At 68.9% G+C, this 17,053-nt stretch carries 10 protein-coding genes; 4 read left to right on the forward strand and 6 right to left on the reverse strand.

Annotation, left to right across the window (positions count from 1 at the left end; translation table 11 throughout):
* Window positions 1–30: 30 nt before the first annotated feature.
* Together F8M74_RS00085 and F8M74_RS00090 are read left to right on the forward strand one after the other, a co-directional pair.
* A complete protein-coding gene (locus F8M74_RS00085; RefSeq protein ID WP_141252630.1) occupies window positions 31–4,554 on the forward strand; it encodes a type I polyketide synthase in 4,524 nt (1,507 codons plus the stop codon).
* Between the two features lie 55 nt (window positions 4,555–4,609).
* Window positions 4,610–7,804, forward strand: a complete 3,195-nt coding sequence (locus F8M74_RS00090) for a type I polyketide synthase (RefSeq protein ID WP_141252629.1) — start codon at window positions 4,610–4,612, stop codon at window positions 7,802–7,804.
* 101 nt (window positions 7,805–7,905) lie between these two features.
* Here F8M74_RS00090 and F8M74_RS00095 read toward each other — a convergent pair whose 3' ends face one another.
* Both F8M74_RS00095 and F8M74_RS00100 read right to left on the reverse strand, forming a co-directional pair.
* Window positions 7,906–9,144 carry a GNAT family N-acetyltransferase gene (locus F8M74_RS00095; protein ID WP_141252628.1) on the reverse strand — a complete coding sequence of 413 codons (1,239 nt, stop codon included), beginning with the start codon at window positions 9,142–9,144 and terminating at the stop codon, window positions 7,906–7,908.
* A gap of 31 nt (window positions 9,145–9,175) precedes the next feature.
* The gene (locus tag F8M74_RS00100) at window positions 9,176–9,862 is read right to left on the reverse strand and encodes a glutathione S-transferase (RefSeq protein WP_141252627.1); all 687 of its coding nucleotides are present in this window, start codon (window positions 9,860–9,862) and stop codon (window positions 9,176–9,178) included.
* Between the two features lie 278 nt (window positions 9,863–10,140).
* Here F8M74_RS00100 and F8M74_RS00105 point away from each other — a divergent pair, with 278 nt between their 5' ends.
* Both F8M74_RS00105 and F8M74_RS00110 read left to right on the forward strand, forming a co-directional pair.
* Entirely contained in the window at window positions 10,141–12,270 is a 2,130-nt protein-coding gene (locus F8M74_RS00105; RefSeq protein ID WP_228559243.1) for a lantibiotic dehydratase, read from the forward strand.
* A gap of 55 nt (window positions 12,271–12,325) precedes the next feature.
* Window positions 12,326–13,765: a hypothetical protein gene (locus F8M74_RS00110; protein ID WP_141252625.1), complete on the forward strand. Its 1,440-nt coding sequence runs from the start codon at window positions 12,326–12,328 to the stop codon at window positions 13,763–13,765.
* A gap of 15 nt (window positions 13,766–13,780) precedes the next feature.
* Here F8M74_RS00110 and F8M74_RS00115 read toward each other — a convergent pair whose 3' ends face one another.
* Genes F8M74_RS00115 through F8M74_RS00130 form a run of 4 tightly spaced genes read right to left on the reverse strand, consistent with a single transcriptional unit; the run spans window position 13,781 to window position 17,052 of the window.
* Window positions 13,781–14,647, reverse strand: a complete 867-nt coding sequence (locus tag F8M74_RS00115; protein ID WP_140791651.1) for a cupin-like domain-containing protein — start codon at window positions 14,645–14,647, stop codon at window positions 13,781–13,783.
* 22 nt (window positions 14,648–14,669) lie between these two features.
* A complete protein-coding gene (locus F8M74_RS00120) occupies window positions 14,670–14,999 on the reverse strand; it encodes a hypothetical protein (protein WP_141252624.1) in 330 nt (109 codons plus the stop codon).
* Between the two features lie 26 nt (window positions 15,000–15,025).
* Window positions 15,026–15,778 (reverse strand): thioesterase II family protein, encoded by a 753-nt coding sequence (locus tag F8M74_RS00125; RefSeq protein WP_141252623.1) that lies wholly within the window; start codon window positions 15,776–15,778, stop codon window positions 15,026–15,028.
* Entirely contained in the window at window positions 15,775–17,052 is a 1,278-nt protein-coding gene (locus F8M74_RS00130; protein ID WP_141252622.1) for a glycosyltransferase family 4 protein, read from the reverse strand. The genes F8M74_RS00125 and F8M74_RS00130 overlap by 4 nt, the downstream gene beginning before the upstream one ends.
* Between the last annotated feature and the right edge of the window lies 1 nt (window position 17,053).

The following is a 17,053-nucleotide window of genomic DNA, read 5'->3' on the forward strand; positions in this document are numbered from 1 at the left end:
CCTCGCGCAAGGAAGCAGGGGTAGACACGCATGGGTCGTCACACCCGGTATGAGGGGGACGCGAGTCTCGCGGTAGCCATTGTCGGCATGGCCGCCCGCGTGCCCGGTGCCGAAGACGTGGAGTCCTTCTGGCGCCTGCTGCGTGAGGGCAGGGAGGCCATTACTTTCTTTACCAACGAAGCGATGAAGGCGTTGGGCGTGGAGCCCGGTTGGCTCGCCAATCCAAACTTCGTTCGCGCCGCGCCTGTCCTGGAGCGGCCGGGGCGCTTCGACGCGGCTTTGTTCGGATACGCCCCACGTGAGGCGGAGTTGCTGGACCCGCAGCACCGCATCTTCCTGGAGTGTGCCTGGTCGGCGCTGGAGCACGCGGGCTACGCCCCGGGCCGGTTGACGGTCTCCACCGGCGTCTTCGCGGGCTCCAGCCTGAGCACCTATCTGCTGTTCAATCTGCTCTCTCGGGCGGAGTTTCAGCAGGCCGAGGACACGTTCCCGGCCATGGTGGGTAACGACAAAGACTTCCTCGCCACGCGCGTGGCCTATCACTTCAATCTCAAGGGGCCCGCGCTCACCGTGCAGACGGGGTGCTCGACGTCGCTGGTGGCCACGCACCTCGCCTGTCAGTCGTTGCTGGGCTACCAGTGCGACGTGGCGCTGGCGGGCGGCGTGTCCGTGCACATGCCGCAGCGCACGGGCTACCACTATCAGGACGGCGGCATCTCCTCTCCGGACGGGCACTGCCGCGCGTTCGACGCCAAGGGGCAGGGCACGCTCTTCGGCAGCGGCGCGGGCGTGGTGGTGCTCAAGCGCTTGGAGGACGCGCTGAATGATGGTGACACCATCCACGCCGTCATCCGTGGCTCGGCCATCAACAACGACGGCGCCATGAAGGTGGGCTACACCGCCCCCGGGGTTGAGGGACAGTCGGAGGTCATTGCTCGCGCACAGGCCGTGGCGGAGGTGTCCTCGGACTCCATCTCCTACGTGGAGGCGCATGGCACCGCCACGCCGCTGGGAGATCCCGTGGAGGTGCAGGCCCTCACGGAGGCCTTCCGAGCGGGGACGGACAAGCGTGGCTTCTGCGGGCTGGGCTCGGTGAAGACCAATGTGGGCCACCTGGACGCGGCGGCGGGAGTCACCGGTTTGCTGAAGACGGTGCTCTCGCTGGAGCATGGCGAGCTGCCTCCCAGCCTTCACTACGAGAAGCCCAACCCACGCATCGACTTCGAGAGCAGCCCCTTCTACGTCAACGCCGCGCTCAAGCCGTGGCCGGAGGGAGACACGCCTCGGCGCGCGGGGGTGAGCTCATTCGGGATTGGTGGCACCAACGCGCACGTCATCCTGGAGGAGGCGCCTGGCACCCTCCCGGGCGATGCGGCGCGTTCATGGCACCTCCTGGTGCAGTCCGCGAAGACAGCCTCGGCGCTGGAGTCCCAGACGGCCGCGCTGCTGGCGCACTTGCAGGCCCACCCGGAGCAGCAGCTCGCGGACGTGGCCTGGACGCTTCAGGTCGGGCGCAAGCCCATGGAGATCCGCCGCGTCGTGGTGTGTGAGGACCGGGCGAGCGCCGTGGCGGCGCTGGAGTCCAAGGACCCGCAGCGCATGTTTACCTTGGCCCCGGGCAACAGCACGCCGTCGGCCGTCTTCATGTTGCCCGGCGGAGGCGCGCAGTACCCGGACATGGGCCGTGGCCTCTACGCCTCCGAGAAGGTGTTCCGCGAGGCCGTGGACCGCTGCTGTGAGCTCCTGCGGCCCCGGCTGGGCTTTGACTTGCGGCCCGTCATGTACCCGGACGCGGCGAATGCCGCGGATGCAGTGCAGCGCCTCAAGCGCACTTCGCTGGCGCTGCCTGCGCTCTTCACCGTGGAATACGCGCTGGCGCAGCTGTGGCAATCCTGGGGCGTGAAGCCCGAGGCGCTCATCGGCCACAGCCTGGGCGAGTACGCTGCGGCGTGCCTCGCGGGCGTCTTCTCCTTGGAGGACGCGCTGGCGCTGGTGGTGCTGCGCGGCAAGCTCTTCGAAGAACTGCCCGGTGGCGGCATGCTCAGCGTCCCGTTGCCCGAGGCGGAGCTTCGCCCGTTGCTGGGGCAGTCGCTGTCCATTGCCGCGATGAACGGACCCGCGCAGTGCGCGGTCGCAGGGACGGTGGACGCCGTCGATGCGCTGGCCGCCGAGCTGACCCGTCGCGAGGTGGAGTTCCGTCACATCCCCATCGACGTGGCGGCGCACTCGCACCTGGTGGAGCCCATCCTCGCGCGCTTCGAGTCCTTCGTGGGGACCCTGGCGCGCAATGCGCCCGCGTTGCCCATTGTCTCCAACGTCACCGGCACGTGGATGACGCCCGAGGAAGCGGTGGACCCGGCTTACTGGACGCGGCATCTGCGGCAGACGGTGCGCTTTGGTGACGGCATCCGCACGCTGGCCGCGCAGCCTGGCCGCGTCTATCTGGAGGTCGGTCCAGGCCGCACGCTGGGGACACTGGCGCGCCTGCAGCTCAGTGGGCCCAAGGCCCCCTCGGTCCTCTCCTCGCTGCGTCACCCCCAGGACCCGGTGCCGGATGACGTGTTTCTCACCACCACCGTCGGCCGGCTCTGGGCGGCGGGCATGGAGGTGGACTGGAGCGCGGTACATGACGGTGCTCGGCGTCTGCGTGTGCCGCTCCCGACCTATCCCTTCGAGGGCCAGGATTACTGGCTGGCGCCGGAGGTGTCCTCCTCGCGTCGCAGGGGTGTCGCGCGCAAGAGCGCGGACGTGGCCGACTGGTTCTATCTGCCCTCGTGGCAGCGTGCGCCGTTGATGCCCAAGGCAGGGCCCGTGACGCCGCGCGGCTGGGTCGTCTACCAGGATGCGGGGGGCCTGGGGGTGGCCCTGGCGGAGCGGTTGGAGCGCCTGGGCCACGGTGTCATTCGCGTGACGCCCGGCCCCGGTTTCCGTCAGGTGTCGGAGCACGAGTTCACCGTGGATGGGCGAGAGCGTGAGGATCACGCCCAGTTCCTGCGTGCGTTGAAGGCTCGGAACTTCAACGTGGAGCGCGTGGTGTACCTCTGGAGCCTTGATGTGTCCGGGGCGGACTTCGACGAGGCCCAGGCGCGCGGTTTCTTTGGCGTGCTGCGGCTGGCACAGGCCCTGTCCGGTGCGGAGCTGCCCGGGCCCGTGGAGTTGACGGTGGTCGGGCGCGAAGCGCTGGAGGTGGAGAGCGCCGATGCGGTGGCTCCCGAGCGCGCCACGCTGCCGGCGCTGTGCAAGGTGATTCCGCAGGAGCTGGACACCGTGGCGTGCCGCTACGTGGACGTCCGCACGCCATCGGTGGATGCATTGGTGCGGGAGGTGACGTCGGAAGCCCCGGATCCGGTGGTGGCCTGGCGCGGCCCACACCGGCAGGTGCAGGCGTACGAACCGCTGCGCATCGAAGCGGACACGCCGGTGTCCTGGCCCCTCAAGCAGCGCGGCGTCTACGTCATCACGGGCGGCCTGGGCGGCGTGGGCCTGCGGATGGCGGACCATCTGGCGCGCACCAGGCAGGCGCGGCTGGTCCTGGTGGGGCGCTCCGGCGCGGAGCGGGACGCGGATGGTCGCCGTCAACGTGCGGTGCGGGCGCTGGAGGCCGCGGGAGCGGAGGTGCTGGTGGCTCGCGCGGATGTGGCGGATGAGGCGCAGTTGCGCGCGGTCCTGGCGGAGGTGGATTCTCGCTTTGGCGCGCTGGATGGAGTCATCCACGCCGCGGGGTTCGCGGGCGACGGCGCGGTGTCGTTGCTTGGCGCCATGGAGCCGGCGACGTGCGTGCCGCATTTCCGGGCGAAGGTGCATGGCACATATGCACTGGACCGGGCGCTGGCGGGCCGTGCGTTGGATTTCGTGCTGCTGGTGTCCTCCAACGCCACGGTGCTGGGCGGCCTGGGATTGGGGGCCTACGCGGCGGCCAATGCCTTCCTGGATGCTTTCGCGGCGGCACGCTCTCGGACCGGTGGCACGCGGTGGCTGAGCACCAACTGGGATGGGTGGCCGGTGGATGCCGCCGAAGGTGCGAAGGCCGTCCAGACCAGCATCGACCAGTTCGCCATGACGCCCGACGAGGCGGTGGAGGCTTTCCGCCGGGTGGTGGAGGCGCCGCTGGAAGGGCAGGTGTTGGTGTCCACGGGCAACCTGGACGCGCGCGTAGCGCAGTGGGTGCGGCGCGAGGGCGCGGGCGCGAAGAAGGACGCGGGGGGCACGTTGCACTCACGTCCCGCGCTGGGCACTGAGTATGTGGCACCCACCGATGAGGTGGAGCGCGCGCTCGTGCGTGTGTGGCAGGAGCAACTGGGACTGGAGCAGTTGGGCATTCACGACAACTTCTTCGACCTGGGAGGGAATTCACTCCTGTGGCTGAAGATCGTCGGGCGGATGAAGCGGGAGCTGGGGCGGGACGTGCCCCTCACCAGCGTCTTCGAGGCCCCTACCGTGGCCACCCTGGCGAAGAAGCTGGGACAAGGACCGGCCCCAGCGGAGACCACCGCCTTCGAGTCCAGCCAGAGCCGTGGGGCTCAGCGCAGAGAGCGGCGCAGCCGTCGCGAGTAGGGCGCGTGCCCGCATCGAAGCCCCCTTCGACCTACGAGAACCTGGAGACGACACCTTGGACAGCAAGCTCCCTCAGGAGTTCGACGACGCCGACGTCGCCATCATCGGCATGGCCGGGCGCTTTCCCGGCGCTCGAGATGTGGACACGCTCTGGGCCAATCTCCGCGAGGGAGTGGAGTCCATCCGCTTCTTCTCCAAGGAGGAGGCCCGCGCGGCCGGTGTGCCGGAGGAGCGGCTGGAGGACCCGTCCTTCGTGCGGGCCGCGGCCATCCTTCCGGAGCCGGAGTCGTTCGACGCGGCCTTCTTCGAGATGCCGCCACGCGAGGCGGAAATCACCGACCCTCAGCACCGTGTCTTCCTGGAGGCGTGCTGGGAGGCGCTCGAGCACGCTGGCTACTCGCCGCGTGACTACGCCGGCGCCATCTCCGTGTTCGGCGGCGCCACGCTCAACACGTACCTGTTGATGAACCTGGCGCGGAACCCACGCGTGCTGGAGTCCTTCGAGCCGGTGCAGGTGAACATCGGCAACGGGGGCGACTTCCTGGCCACCCGCGTCTCGTACAAGCTCAACCTGAGGGGTGCCAGCCACACCGTGCAGAGCGCGTGCTCCACCTCGCTGGTGGCGGTGCACCAGGCTTGCCAGAGCCTGCTCAATGGCGAGTGCGACATGGCGCTCGCGGGCGGTGCGTCCGTCAACGTGGGGTTCTTCAATGGGTACCGGCACGCGGAGGGCGGCATGGTCTCGCCGGATGGCCACTGCCGGCCTTTCGATGCGAAGGCGCAGGGCACGCTCTTCGGCAGCGGCGTGGGCGTGGTGCTGCTGAAGAAGCTGCGAGCCGCGGTGCGGGACGGTGACACCATTCACGCCGTCATCAAGGGCACGGCCACCAACAATGACGGTGCGCTGAAGGCGGGCTTCACCGCGCCCAGCGTGGATGGCCAGGCTCAGGTGGTGGCGGAGGCGCTCGCGGCGTCGGCACTGGAGGCGGATGACATCAGCTACGTGGAGGCCCATGGCACCGCCACGCCGCTGGGCGACCCCATCGAGGTGCAGGCGCTCACCAAGGCCTTCCGTGCCACCACCCAGCGACGGCGTTTCTGCGCGCTAGGCTCGGTGAAGGGCAACCTGGGCCACCTGGACGCGGCCGCGGGCATCACGGGCCTGATGAAGACGGTGATGGCGCTGAAGCACGGCGAGCTGCCGCCCAGTCTTCACTACGAGCGTCCCAACCCAGCCATCGACTTCGACAGCAGCCCGTTCTACGTCAACGCCACGCTCAAGCCCTGGTCCGCGGGGGACTCGCCGCGGCGAGCGGGCGTGAGTTCCTTCGGCGTGGGTGGTACCAACGCGCACGTGGTGCTGGAGGAGGCTCCCCGGTTGCCCGCGAGTGGACCCTCGCGACGTGCATGGCACCTGTTGCCTCTGTCGGCCCGGGCGCCCTCGGCGTTGGAGTCGGTCACGACGCGGCTGGTGGAGTCATTGAAGAACCAAGGGGGTGTGAATCTGGCGGACGTGGCCTGGACGCTCCAGGCCGGACGCCAACGTTTCCTGCACCGTCGCTTCGTGTTGGCTCGCAGCGCGGAGGATGCGGTCGACGCGCTGTCGCAGCCACAATGCCCTCGCGTGTTCACGGAGGCGCAAGACGCGGTGGAGCGGTCCGTGGCGTTCCTCTTCCCGGGCCAGGGCTCGCAGCACGTAGACATGGGGCGAGCGCTTTACGAGGCAGAGCCCGTCTTCCGCGCCGAGGTGGACCGCTGCGCGGAGTTGCTGAAGCCCCACCTGGACGGACTGGACCTGAGGACGGTGCTGTACCCTCAGCCCGAGGCCGCCGAGGGCAGCGGGACGAAGCTGGCGCAGACGGCGCTCACGCAGCCCGCACTCTTCACGCTGGAGTACGCTACCGCGCGCCTGTGGATGTCGTGGGGCGTGATGCCGCAGGCGATGCTGGGACACAGCATCGGCGAATACGTGGCGGCGTGCCTCGCGGGTGTCTTCTCGCTGGAGCACGCGCTGAGGTTGGTGGCCGCGCGTGGCCGGCTCATGCAGGGACTTCCTTCCGGTGCGATGCTGGCGGTGCCCCTGTCCGAGGGCGAGGTTCAGCCGTACCTGCGCGCAGGCGGAACCGAGCTCAGTCTTGCGGCCCTCAATGGCCCCATGCAGTGCGTGCTGTCGGGGACGCACCCCGCTGTCGAAGCGGTGCGAAAGCAGCTCCAGGAGGCGGGGATTCAGTGCCAGCCACTGGTGACGTCGCATGCCTTCCACTCGTCGATGATGGACTCCATCCTCGACGCCTTCGCCGCGCAGGTGGCCACGGTGCCGCTGGCGGCGCCCACGCTTCCATTCGTCTCCAACGTCACCGGTACCTGGGTGACCGCCGAGCAGGCGACGAGCCCTCGTTACTGGGCCGAGCACCTGCGCGGGACGGTGCGCTTCGCGGACGGCTTGCACGCGCTCCTCTCCGACGCCAGGCGAGTGTTGCTGGAGGTAGGCCCGGGCCAGGTGCTGGGGAAGCTGGCGAAGCGTCACTCCGTCTTCACGGCCTCACACACGGTGCTGGCTTCCATGCCACCGCCCAAGGACGCCGGGGCCACCGCCGGCATGGCGCCGCTGGCCTACGAGACGCTCGGCCGGCTGTGGCAAGCGGGCGTCCACGTGGACTGGAAGGGGTTCCATGGCGCGGAGCTTCGATATCGGGTGCCACTTCCCACCTATCCCTTCGAGCGCCAGCGCTTCTGGATCGAGCCCGCCGCCGTCGAGACCGCGCCTCGGGTCACGACTGCATCCCAGCCCGTGACGTCGGCGCCGGACGCCACGCATCAGGCATCGCAGGTCGAACCAGGGGGCGAAGCAGTCAGTGCTCGCTCGTATCAGCCGCGCCCGCAGCTTCGCGGTGCGTATGTCATGCCGGGTACGCCGCTCCAGCGGTCGCTGGTGGAGCTGTGGCAGGAGATGCTGGGCGTGGCGCCCATCGGCATCCAGGACAACTTCTTCGAACTCGGCGGCGACTCGCTCATCGCCGTGCAACTCAGTGGCCGCGTCAAGAAGCAGTTGGGCTTGGACCTGCCTGCGTCGAGCCTCTACGAAGGTGTCACCGTGGAGGCCCTGGCGGCGTTGCTGAAGCCAGCGGAAGCGGAGGGGCAGGAGCGCCGTGAAGAGGCGCCAGCGGCGGATGCTTCGCTCCAGCGTCGCAAGCAGACCCTGGCGCGGCAGCGCAACCTTCGTCGCTTCGACGACGATGATGATGCGTGACCGCTCCACCACTTGCTGTGATGGACGGCTCGCATGGAGGGGCCGTCCCTCGTGGGCTGCGGTTGGGACGGAGGCGATGCGGAGGTCCTCACCTCGGGGGTTCAGGGCGTCTTGCGAATGCGAGCGTTCTGGGGGCCGCTAGCTGCCATGGCCATTGCCACGCGGGAGTAGGCAGACACGTAGGGCTGAAGCACCGTGCGTGACCAGCGCCCCGGAATCCACAGGTAGCTGTACAGCCCATGCCTGCGCGCGCCACGGCGCCGCTTCGTCTCGTACCCGCTGGCGCCCAGCCAGAGCTTCTTGACGCCGAGCTCATAGGCCCGGCGCAGGGGCTCGTAGAAGGCGAGGTTGAAGTACAGCGGCGTCTCGGATGCCCCGGCCTCGGCGCGGCCGACCCGGTAGAACCACATCTCATCGTTCTTGTGGAGCAGCAGGGAGAAGCCGATGGGGTCGCCGTTCTGGTAGGCGACCACGGCCTCGGCCTCGGGCGAGACGTGCTGGTCGAGCGCTGCCCAGAACGTGGAAGGATGGCGGAGGTGCTCGCTGCCATACTTGGAGTAGGTCACCTCGTAGAACCGCTCCAGTTGCTCCGCCATCTCGCCCATCCGGGAGACGCGCTCGAAGCGAACGCCCGCATCCCGAGCGTGAGCCATCTCCTTCTTGAGCACCCGCCGGACGTCGCTCTTGAACTGCCCCAGGTAGGCGTCAAAGTTGTCCCCTGGAACGTCCATGACGTTGTCGTCGTAGATGAAGATCTCCTGGAACGTCGCCGAGGTGAGCGCCTCTCTCAGCGTCGTGTCATCCCGTTCCACGCCGTAGAAGTAGAGCGGCAGCCGCTCGCTGGTGGCGAGCTCCCGGAGCCCTTGGAGGATGAGCTCCCGAGCCTGCTTCGCGACGTCCACGGACTGCGCGGCACAGTGGATGCTGCTCCGCATGCTGAGCGGGCTGGTGACGAAAACGCCGCCATCGAAGCCTGCTCCCGTGCGCCAGGCCACGTTGCGGTAGAGGTCCGCCGCAGCGATGGCCACCCGGCTCCAGGCCGGCCCGTTGGCGAAGCCTTTCTTCCAACTGGTGAAGAGGAAATGCTCCAGCGAGTAGGGCGTGTAGATGGTCTTGCTACGGGTGATGAAACACGGGCACAGCGCGACGGGAGTGCCCTGCTGATACGCAATGGCATATCGCAGGGACAGCTCCCCCCGGGCCATGGCGGACAGGTCGACCGCGTCCAGCATGCGGAACCAGCGCCGGCCGAAGAAGACGCTCGACTCGGAGGTGAGGGCATCCAGCTCCGCGTCGCTCAGGTGGCTGACGGAGTCGTGGAATTTCAGGGTAAGCGTCATGGCCGGAGGGCTTCGTCGGGCGCGGATCCGCTCAGCCGTTGAGGAGCTGGACGGCGGGGTGCCGCTTGGGGCTGGCGAGGTGCCGCGCGAGGTTGGGGCGCTGCTTCATGCGCTCGAAGAACCCGAACAGCCCAGGGTAGGTGCTCTCCAGGAGATCCTGGAGGCCATTGTCCACGAGCAGCTCCAGGAAGCCGAAGACGCTGGTGTCCGCCACCGTCACGGAGGGGCCGACGAAGAAGCCATCGCCACTGCCGTTGCTCTTCAGCAGCCGCTCGAAGTGCCCGAGCCACTGCGGCAGTTCCTCGCCCAGGATGATGGGGAGCTGCTCGGAGAGCTGATCCGGCGTGAGCGAGGTCAGGCTGCGCGCGCGCGCCGTCACTTCCTCGACGCCGTCGATGATCATGTCGCAGGCGGCGGTCTCCCGCGCATCCTTCCCATAGAGGCCGCGGGTGCGCGCGACGTGACGCAAGATGGCCAGGCTCTGTACCACGCGGAAGCCGTCCGGCTCCTCCCACAGCGGCACCTTGTCGAAGGCCAGCATGCCAGCCGCCTTGATGGCCTCGAAGGCCGGTGTCTTCACCTTGGCCTGCACGTCATAGGTGCCCAGGTCGATGTCCTCGTACTCCGTTCCGGACTCGGCGAGCAGCAGGCGGATCTTCTCAGCGACGCCTCGACCCGTGAAATACGACAGGCGCGGCAATGATGATTGAGCGTTCATACAGGGTTCGTGGTTGGAAGGGAGAGGCTCTATACTAGAGTAAACGTATTATTCGGAAGGGGCAGACTTCCTTGACTGGTGTATCCGAGCCTCTGGATTCCGCGAAGCCCGAAGCACCCGCGCTCGTCTCCCTTGCACCAGGAATGGCCCTGTGGCCTTGGGCCGCGCTGCGTGGCGCCGGCTTTCCCGCTCAGGATGCGCTCCGGCTCGCGGCTCCGACAGCGGCTTCCGCCGCTGATACATGGCTCGCGTCAGGGGTTGAGACACCCGGTGACGCATTGCGCACCGCGTTCGACTCGGACCTGCTGGGTATCAGCGCGGAGCTGCGCTCGCTGGCGGGGGCGTCCCACCTGTGCGAGGCCCTCCTGTGGCAGAACCGCCATGCCTACAAGACGGGCGTGGAGCCGCTGGCGGCCCTTCCCGCCACCGCTCGGAATAGCAAGGCCCGGCAGCGTGAGCGGCTGGTGGCCTCCTACGTCCAGCGCTACAGCACCAAGAACGACACCATCGGCTTCTTTGGTCCCGTGGGCTGGGCCCGGCTCACTTCGTCGAATGAAGGGCTGCGCTGGACGCCCGGGCAGCGGCTCGTCTCCCGGCGCGCGGTCTATTTCGAGACGTGGTGCCTGGATGCGCTCAGCGCCGCCCTGGCGCGCGACGCGTCCCTGCGTCACTGGGCACCGCCCCGGCTGTTGCCATACTTCCGGCTGGAGGGGCACGTGCTTCACGGCCCCATGCCGACGCCGGTGGAGCTGGGCCCGGAGCAGGCGCTGCTCCTGTCGCGGTGTGATGGCTCGGCCAGCGCCGTGAGCATCGCGCGGGAGCTCACGGCCGGTGATTCACCTGCCTTCGCCTCACAGGATGAAATCTTCACGGCGCTCGAACAGGCGGTGGGTTTCGGTGTCCTGGTCTGGGGCTGGGAGGTGCCGCTCGTCATCCGGCCCGAGGTGGTGCTGCGCGGTGCGTTGATGGCCATCGAGGATGCAGACGCGCGGGCCCGTGCGCTGGCGCCGCTGGAGCGTCTGGAGCGCGCGCGGGCCGCTGTCGAAGCCGCGGCAGGGACGCCCACGGCCTTGGATGCCGCGGTCGCGGAGCTGGAGGCTGTGTTCCAGGAGGTGACGGGGGCGCCGCCGACGCGCGCGGCGGGCCAGACGTATGCCTCGCGGACGCTCATCTACGAGGACTGTGAGCGCGACGGCGCGTTGGTGCTGGGCGCTCCGGTGATTGGCCGGCTCGGAGCCGTGCTGGAGCTGGTGCTGACCGGAGCGCGGTGGCTGGTGGGGGAGGTGACACGGGGAACGCGCGCGGGCCTGGATGCGCTCTTCGACCGGTTGTCCGAAGGCGGCGCACCCGTGTCGCTCACCGCGCTCCAACTCGCCTTCGTCCAGGGACTCAAGGACCCGGCCTCTGAAGCGGAGCTGATGCCCGTGGCCAAGGCCGTCGCCGAGCATCGCCGGCGCTGGCGTGAGCTCTTTGCCCTGGAGCCGGAGGTCCGCCGCCAGACGCGCACCGTCGATTCGCTCCGGCCCCGCGTGCGCGAGGCCTTCGGCGAGGTGGGCCCGGCGTGGCGAAGCCGCTGGCACGCCTCACCGGACGTGATGATTGACGCGGCCAGTGAGGAGGCCGTTCGTGCCGGGGACTACCAGTTGGTGCTGGGCGAGCTGCATTTGTGCAACAGCATCTCCTCGCTCTTCGTGGAACAGCACCCGGCGCCCGAGGAACTCTTCGCGCTCGCGGAGCGGTGTGCCACCGGGGCCGACGTGGTGCCCGTGTTCCCGAAGTCCGAGTGGAGCCAGCGGACGCTACCGTGCCTCTTCCCGCGAGACAGCCTCTACTACCTCTCCGGGCAGGAGCCGCCGCCCCAGCCGGGCGCTCGCGCGCTCCGCGTGGGGGACATGGTGGTGGAGCGGCGTGACGGCACGCTGGAGGTCCTCGACCGCGTGAGCGGGCGCCGCTTCGGCCTGATGGAGTTCATGGCCGTGTTCCTGGAGCAGCGCTGCGCCAGCATCTTCGACCTGGCGCTGGCCGATGACTACTCGCCTCGGGTGACGGTGGATGGCGTGGTCGTCGCCCGTGAGCGCTGGAGCGCGCCTGCTTCCGAGCTGGGCTTCGCCGGACTCGCGGACCCGATGGCGCAATGGCTGGAGGCCCGGCGTTGGCAGCAGGGACTGGGCATTCCGCGCTTCGCGTTCTTCAAGGTGGCGACGGAGCGCAAGCCGTGCTTCGTGGACTTCGACAGCCCCTTGCTGGTGGAGATGATGGCGAAGCTGGTGCGGCGCACGGCGGAGGAGTCGCCGGCTTCACGCGTCCAGTTCTCGGAGATGCTGCCGGACCCTGAGCACCTCTGGCTCACCGACGCGGCTCAGCGCTGCTACACGAGCGAGCTGCGGATGGTCTGCGAGATGTCTTGACCAGCCCGCGGCCATTCAACGGTTTCACCCCTTTTCATGAAGGAGCCGTACGCCCATGAGCGTGCCCGAGCCGATTCCCGGCGGACCATTCCCTCCAGAAGTCAAAGCGCTGCACGGCCAGCTTTCCCCTGCCGCCGCTGCGTTCCTGGAGTTCGCAGAGCGCGTCCCCGAGGCCCTGTCGCGCCATACGTTCAAGCCGCACGAGGCGTCGCCGTTCATCACCTATGAGCTGCATGCGTGGCCCACCTTCGTGGAGGGCCCGGTTGCACGGCAGATGCGGGAGGTCGCCCCGGCGCTCTGCCGGCTCATCAAGCGGGCCCCCCGGCGCCTGCTGGGGGCCACGGATCGCGCGGCGGCGTTCTACGGGCTGCCGCATGAGCGGGCGCACGCGGCGCTCGAGGCCCTGGCGCGGACGGATGACGCCCGCGGAGCCATTGGCCGTGGTGACTTCATCCATGACGGCACGGCCTTCAAGTGCGTGGAGTTCAACCTGACCGCGGGTGTCGGGGGCTGGGAGACGGCCATCCACGTCCAACAGGTGCTGGCGCAGCCCGCGATGCAGCGCTTCGCCATGGAGCAACGGCTGCGTGTCCGTCAGCCGCGGACGCTGCGCGACTTCTTCTCCAACCTCGTCGATACCGTGCGGCGCGACATCGACTGGGAAGGGGAGTGCAACATCGGAATCCTCTTCACCCCGAGCACCTTGCCGGAAGCAGGCCCGGCGGAGCAGGTGAGCCGGTTCTTCACCGCCCAGCTCCAGGAACTCCTCCAGCCCGAAGGCGCGCGCGGCGAGGTCCTCCTGGCCGCCTATGGCTCGGTGGAATCCGAGCCCGGCGCCCGCCTCACGCTCCGGGGCAAGCGGCTGCACGCGGTTGTGGAGTACGACGCGCGAGACAGGCTGGCGATGGCGGGAGCGACCTACGTCGCGCAGGCCCAGGCCGCGTTCGATGCCCGAACGGTCAGTCTCCTCAATGGCCCGGCGCAGGATGTGCTCGACGACAAGCGCAACCTCGCGCTGCTCTGGGAGCACGTGACATCGCCCGCGCTGTCGGATGCGGAACGGGAGTTGGTGCGTCGGCACGTGCCCTGGTCATGCCGGGTCGAACGGACGCACGTCGAGCGGGACGGGGCGCGGTACCTGGTTCCGGAGCTGCTGGCCTCGCAACGCGAGTCCCTGGTCCTCAAGCCGGGTCGGGACTACGGCGGCGAGTCCGTGCTGGTGGGCGGGGCGACTTCCGCCGACGTGTGGGACACGGCTGTGCGCAAGGCGCTCGACGTGGGCGGCTGGGTGGCGCAGGAGCGCGTGCACCCGACGCCCCTCCACGCGCTGGGTCCGGAAGGCACGGTGGTGCCCTACAGCGCTGTCTGGGGACTCTTTGTGCTCGGAGAGACCTACGGCGGGCACTTCCTCCGCATGTGCCCCATGCGGCGGGGCACCGGCGTGGTGAACGTCGCGCAGGGCGCCATCGTGGGCGCCCTCATCGAACTGGAGTGAGGCTTCAGGGCCGCGTTACTGCTCGCGGTACTCGCGGCCCAGCTTCTGCTGCTTGCGGATGCGGCCCGCCGCGCTCAGGGCGATGGAGGGGATGAGCTTCGGGCCCAGTTTGGCCAGCATCGACCAGGTCCACCACCAATAGTTGGTGGCGATGGCGTCCTCCACCGTGTACACGCGGTGCCACCATCCGTAGGGCAGGTAGAGAATCTCTCCGGCCTCCAGGACGAAGTCGTAGTCCGGGACGAGGCCGCCGGGGAGCTGGTCCGCCTTGCCGCCGTGGGGCGTCAGGTCGTGGGCGCTCACGACGGACCACGGGTGGCTGAGCTTCGCCGGGCTCAGCTCCGCGTCCCGCTTGGGCGAGTACAACTGCCATTGCTTGCGGCCCACCATGACGGCGTGCAGGTTGTGGGCGCGGTCCAGGTGGAGCTGGGTGAAGGTGCCGCGCGGGCCCATGAAGAAGAGCTGCTCGGTGAGCTTGCGCTGGACGGCGTAGTCGTCGAAGCGGACGTCCTTGTGCAGCTCCGGCAGGGTGCGGAACAGGTCATTGCCGATGAGGTAACCCGGCGTCTCGCCGCCCTTCGCCTTCAGCGTGTCGACGTACTCTTGCATGCTCATCTTCCGCACGCGGCCCACGCGCTCCACGCCGCCCGTGTCCTTGGCGTTGTATTGCAGCCACTCCACGGGGACGCTCACGTCGCGGTACTTCGTGGCGAAGTAGTCGAAGGTCCACCGCTCGGCAGCGGGCCAGCCTTTCATGGCGTCGGTGAGGATGACGGGTTTGTTGTTGGCTTCGATGCGCTCGTAGAAGGCCCGGCGGTTGTCGAGCGGCATGCGCTCGGGAACCAGGGGCTCGGCGACCTTCTGGGCAGTGGCGGTGCTCATGGCAGCTCTCCCGGGTGGTGCGTCAGGCCGCGCTCTCGCTTTGGCCCTGGGCGCTCGCCTTCTGCAGGCGCTCGAAGTTGTTGTCGATGCCGTGGCGCACGTCCGCCAGCATGTGGATTTCGAACTCCTGGAACGGGAAGGACGGCCAGGCACGCAGCAGCGACAGTAGCGACTCGTGCGAGTCGGCGTTGAGGATGCAGAGCCCCATCTTCGGGAGGACGTAGTAGGCACAGTCGAAGGTGCCGTCCTGGAGGCGGGCGCCCACCCAGTCACGGACAGCGCGGTTGAGGGCGATGGGGTCCTGGGGCTGGGGGCCCGAGGTGCGATCCTTGACGTAGACGAGGTACTTCATCGGGAAGGCTCCTTTGAAAAATGGGGTCAGCGAGTCGAAGCGGGCCGCAGCCTGGTGAGGCTCCGGCGGATGTTCTGCAGCAGGCCGCGCGGCGTCTGTCGCAGGAAGAAGTGGTCCCCCAGGAACGTCTGGGTGGCGAACGGACCGGAGGTGAGCTGGCGCCACGCCTCCGTCGCGTCATCGGGCACGTAGTCGTCGAAGCCGCGGAAGGCGGAGAGCGGGCACGCCAGGACGGGGCCCGGCTTCCACGAGTAGCCCTCGCACACGGCGGTGTCCGCCAGCATGGTGGTACGCATGAGCGTCAGCAGCTCTTCCGCCATGGCTCCCGACACGGCGCGCGATTCGCCCAGGCGCCGGGCCTCTGACGCGTCGATGTCATGGGTGGCCGTGGCCGGTGTGTGGGCCTGGAGCGTGTGCGGCGCCCGGTAGCTGGCGACGAAGAGGTGCAGCGGCGCCGGCAGCCCGCGCTCGCGCAGGGCCCGCGTCAGCTCGTATGCGAGCAGCGCGCCCATGCTGTGTCCGAAGAGGGCGTAGGGCTTGTCCGTGTGCTTCGCCAGCACGTCCACCAGTGGCGCGATGACGTCCGGCATCGCGCGCAGGGGCGGCTCGCGCAGGCGGTTCTCCCGGCCGGGGAGCTGCACCGGGCACACCTCGATGTCTTGTCCCAGCTCCGCCTGCCAGGTGCGGAACAGGGAGGCGCTGCCGCCCGCGTGAGGCAGGCAGAACAGCCGCACCCAGGAAGCCGGTGCGGGGACGTGGAAGGCCAACCACTCCGTCATGACCGCACCTCGCGTCCCTGTCCGCCAACGAGCTTCTGGTACACGGTGAGGTTGGCGGCCACCATGCGCGGCAGGCTGAACAGCTCCACCACGCGTTGCTGGCCGGCGAGCCCCATGCGCCGCGCCCGCTCACGGTCTTCCAGCAGGTTGAGCTGCGCGGCGGCGAGCGACTCCACGTCCACTTCGCGCGGACCTCCCGGTGCGCCTGGGAGCACGGGGACGAGCAGGCCCGTCTTCTCGTGGTCGACGATTTCCGACGGGCCTCCGGAGCGCGTCGCCACCAGCGGCAGACCGGATGCCATGGCCTCGATGGCCGTGTAGCCAAAGGGCTCGTAGAGCGAAGGCACCAGCGCCAGATCCGCGATTCGATGGAGCAGCCCGAGTTGCTGGCGTGGCAGCTTGCCCAGCAGCTTGATGCGGTGGCGCAGGTGCGCGTAGCGCTGGGTCAGCGTCTGCACCATCTGCGTGGACTCACGCGAGTCGGTGCCACCGGCCAGGAGGAAGCGCACGTTGGGGCGCCGTTCGAGCACGCGCTCGGCGGCGGCGAAGATGGCGCTGATGCCCTTCATGGGATGGAGCCGGCCCGTGTAGAGAACGACCGGGTCATCTGGCGTGGCCACCGTGGCGCGCAGCCGGGCGTAGTCCTCCGGCGCATGTGAGGGCTGGAGGAAGGGGCCCGCGTCCATGCCGCAGTGGATGGTGTGCAGCAGCGACGCCGGCATCCCATAGGTCTCTCGGATGAGCTCGCTCATGGAGTCACTCACCGAGATGACGTTCGTCGACCCGTCGTAGAAGCTGCGCTCCTCCTCGAGAATCTCCGGGTCGGGCGTCTGTCCCCACCATCGCTCGGCGGGCTCGGAGATGTAGTGGCTGGTCCCCAGCACCGGCACACCGGCCTCGTGGGCCAGCGCTCGCGCGGCGCGGTGGGTGTGCCACTGGTGGAAGTGGATGAGGTCTGGCTTCTCCTCGTGGATGAGCTCGCGGCCTCGGTGAATCAGGTCGTCGTTGAAGACGCGGATGCCGCCCACCAGGGAGAGCTTTCCCGCCTGGGAGAGGCTGCCGCGGCTGGGCGGCATCATGTGCACGGTGAGGTTGGGCTCGCGGAGCACGGCGGGCTCGCCGGGCGTGTACGCCAGGACGGTGACCTTGCACCCGTCGCGCGCCAGCCCGCGGGCCAGCTCGTAGACATAGGTGCCCACACCGCCGGCCACGTTCGGCGTGTACTCCATGGCCAGGAGGAGCGCCTTCAGGGGTGGGGAGATAGGAGGTGCCATG

Origin of the sequence: Myxococcus sp. CA023 (assembly GCF_010998615.1) — a bacterium.
Lineage (GTDB): Bacteria > Myxococcota > Myxococcia > Myxococcales > Myxococcaceae > Myxococcus.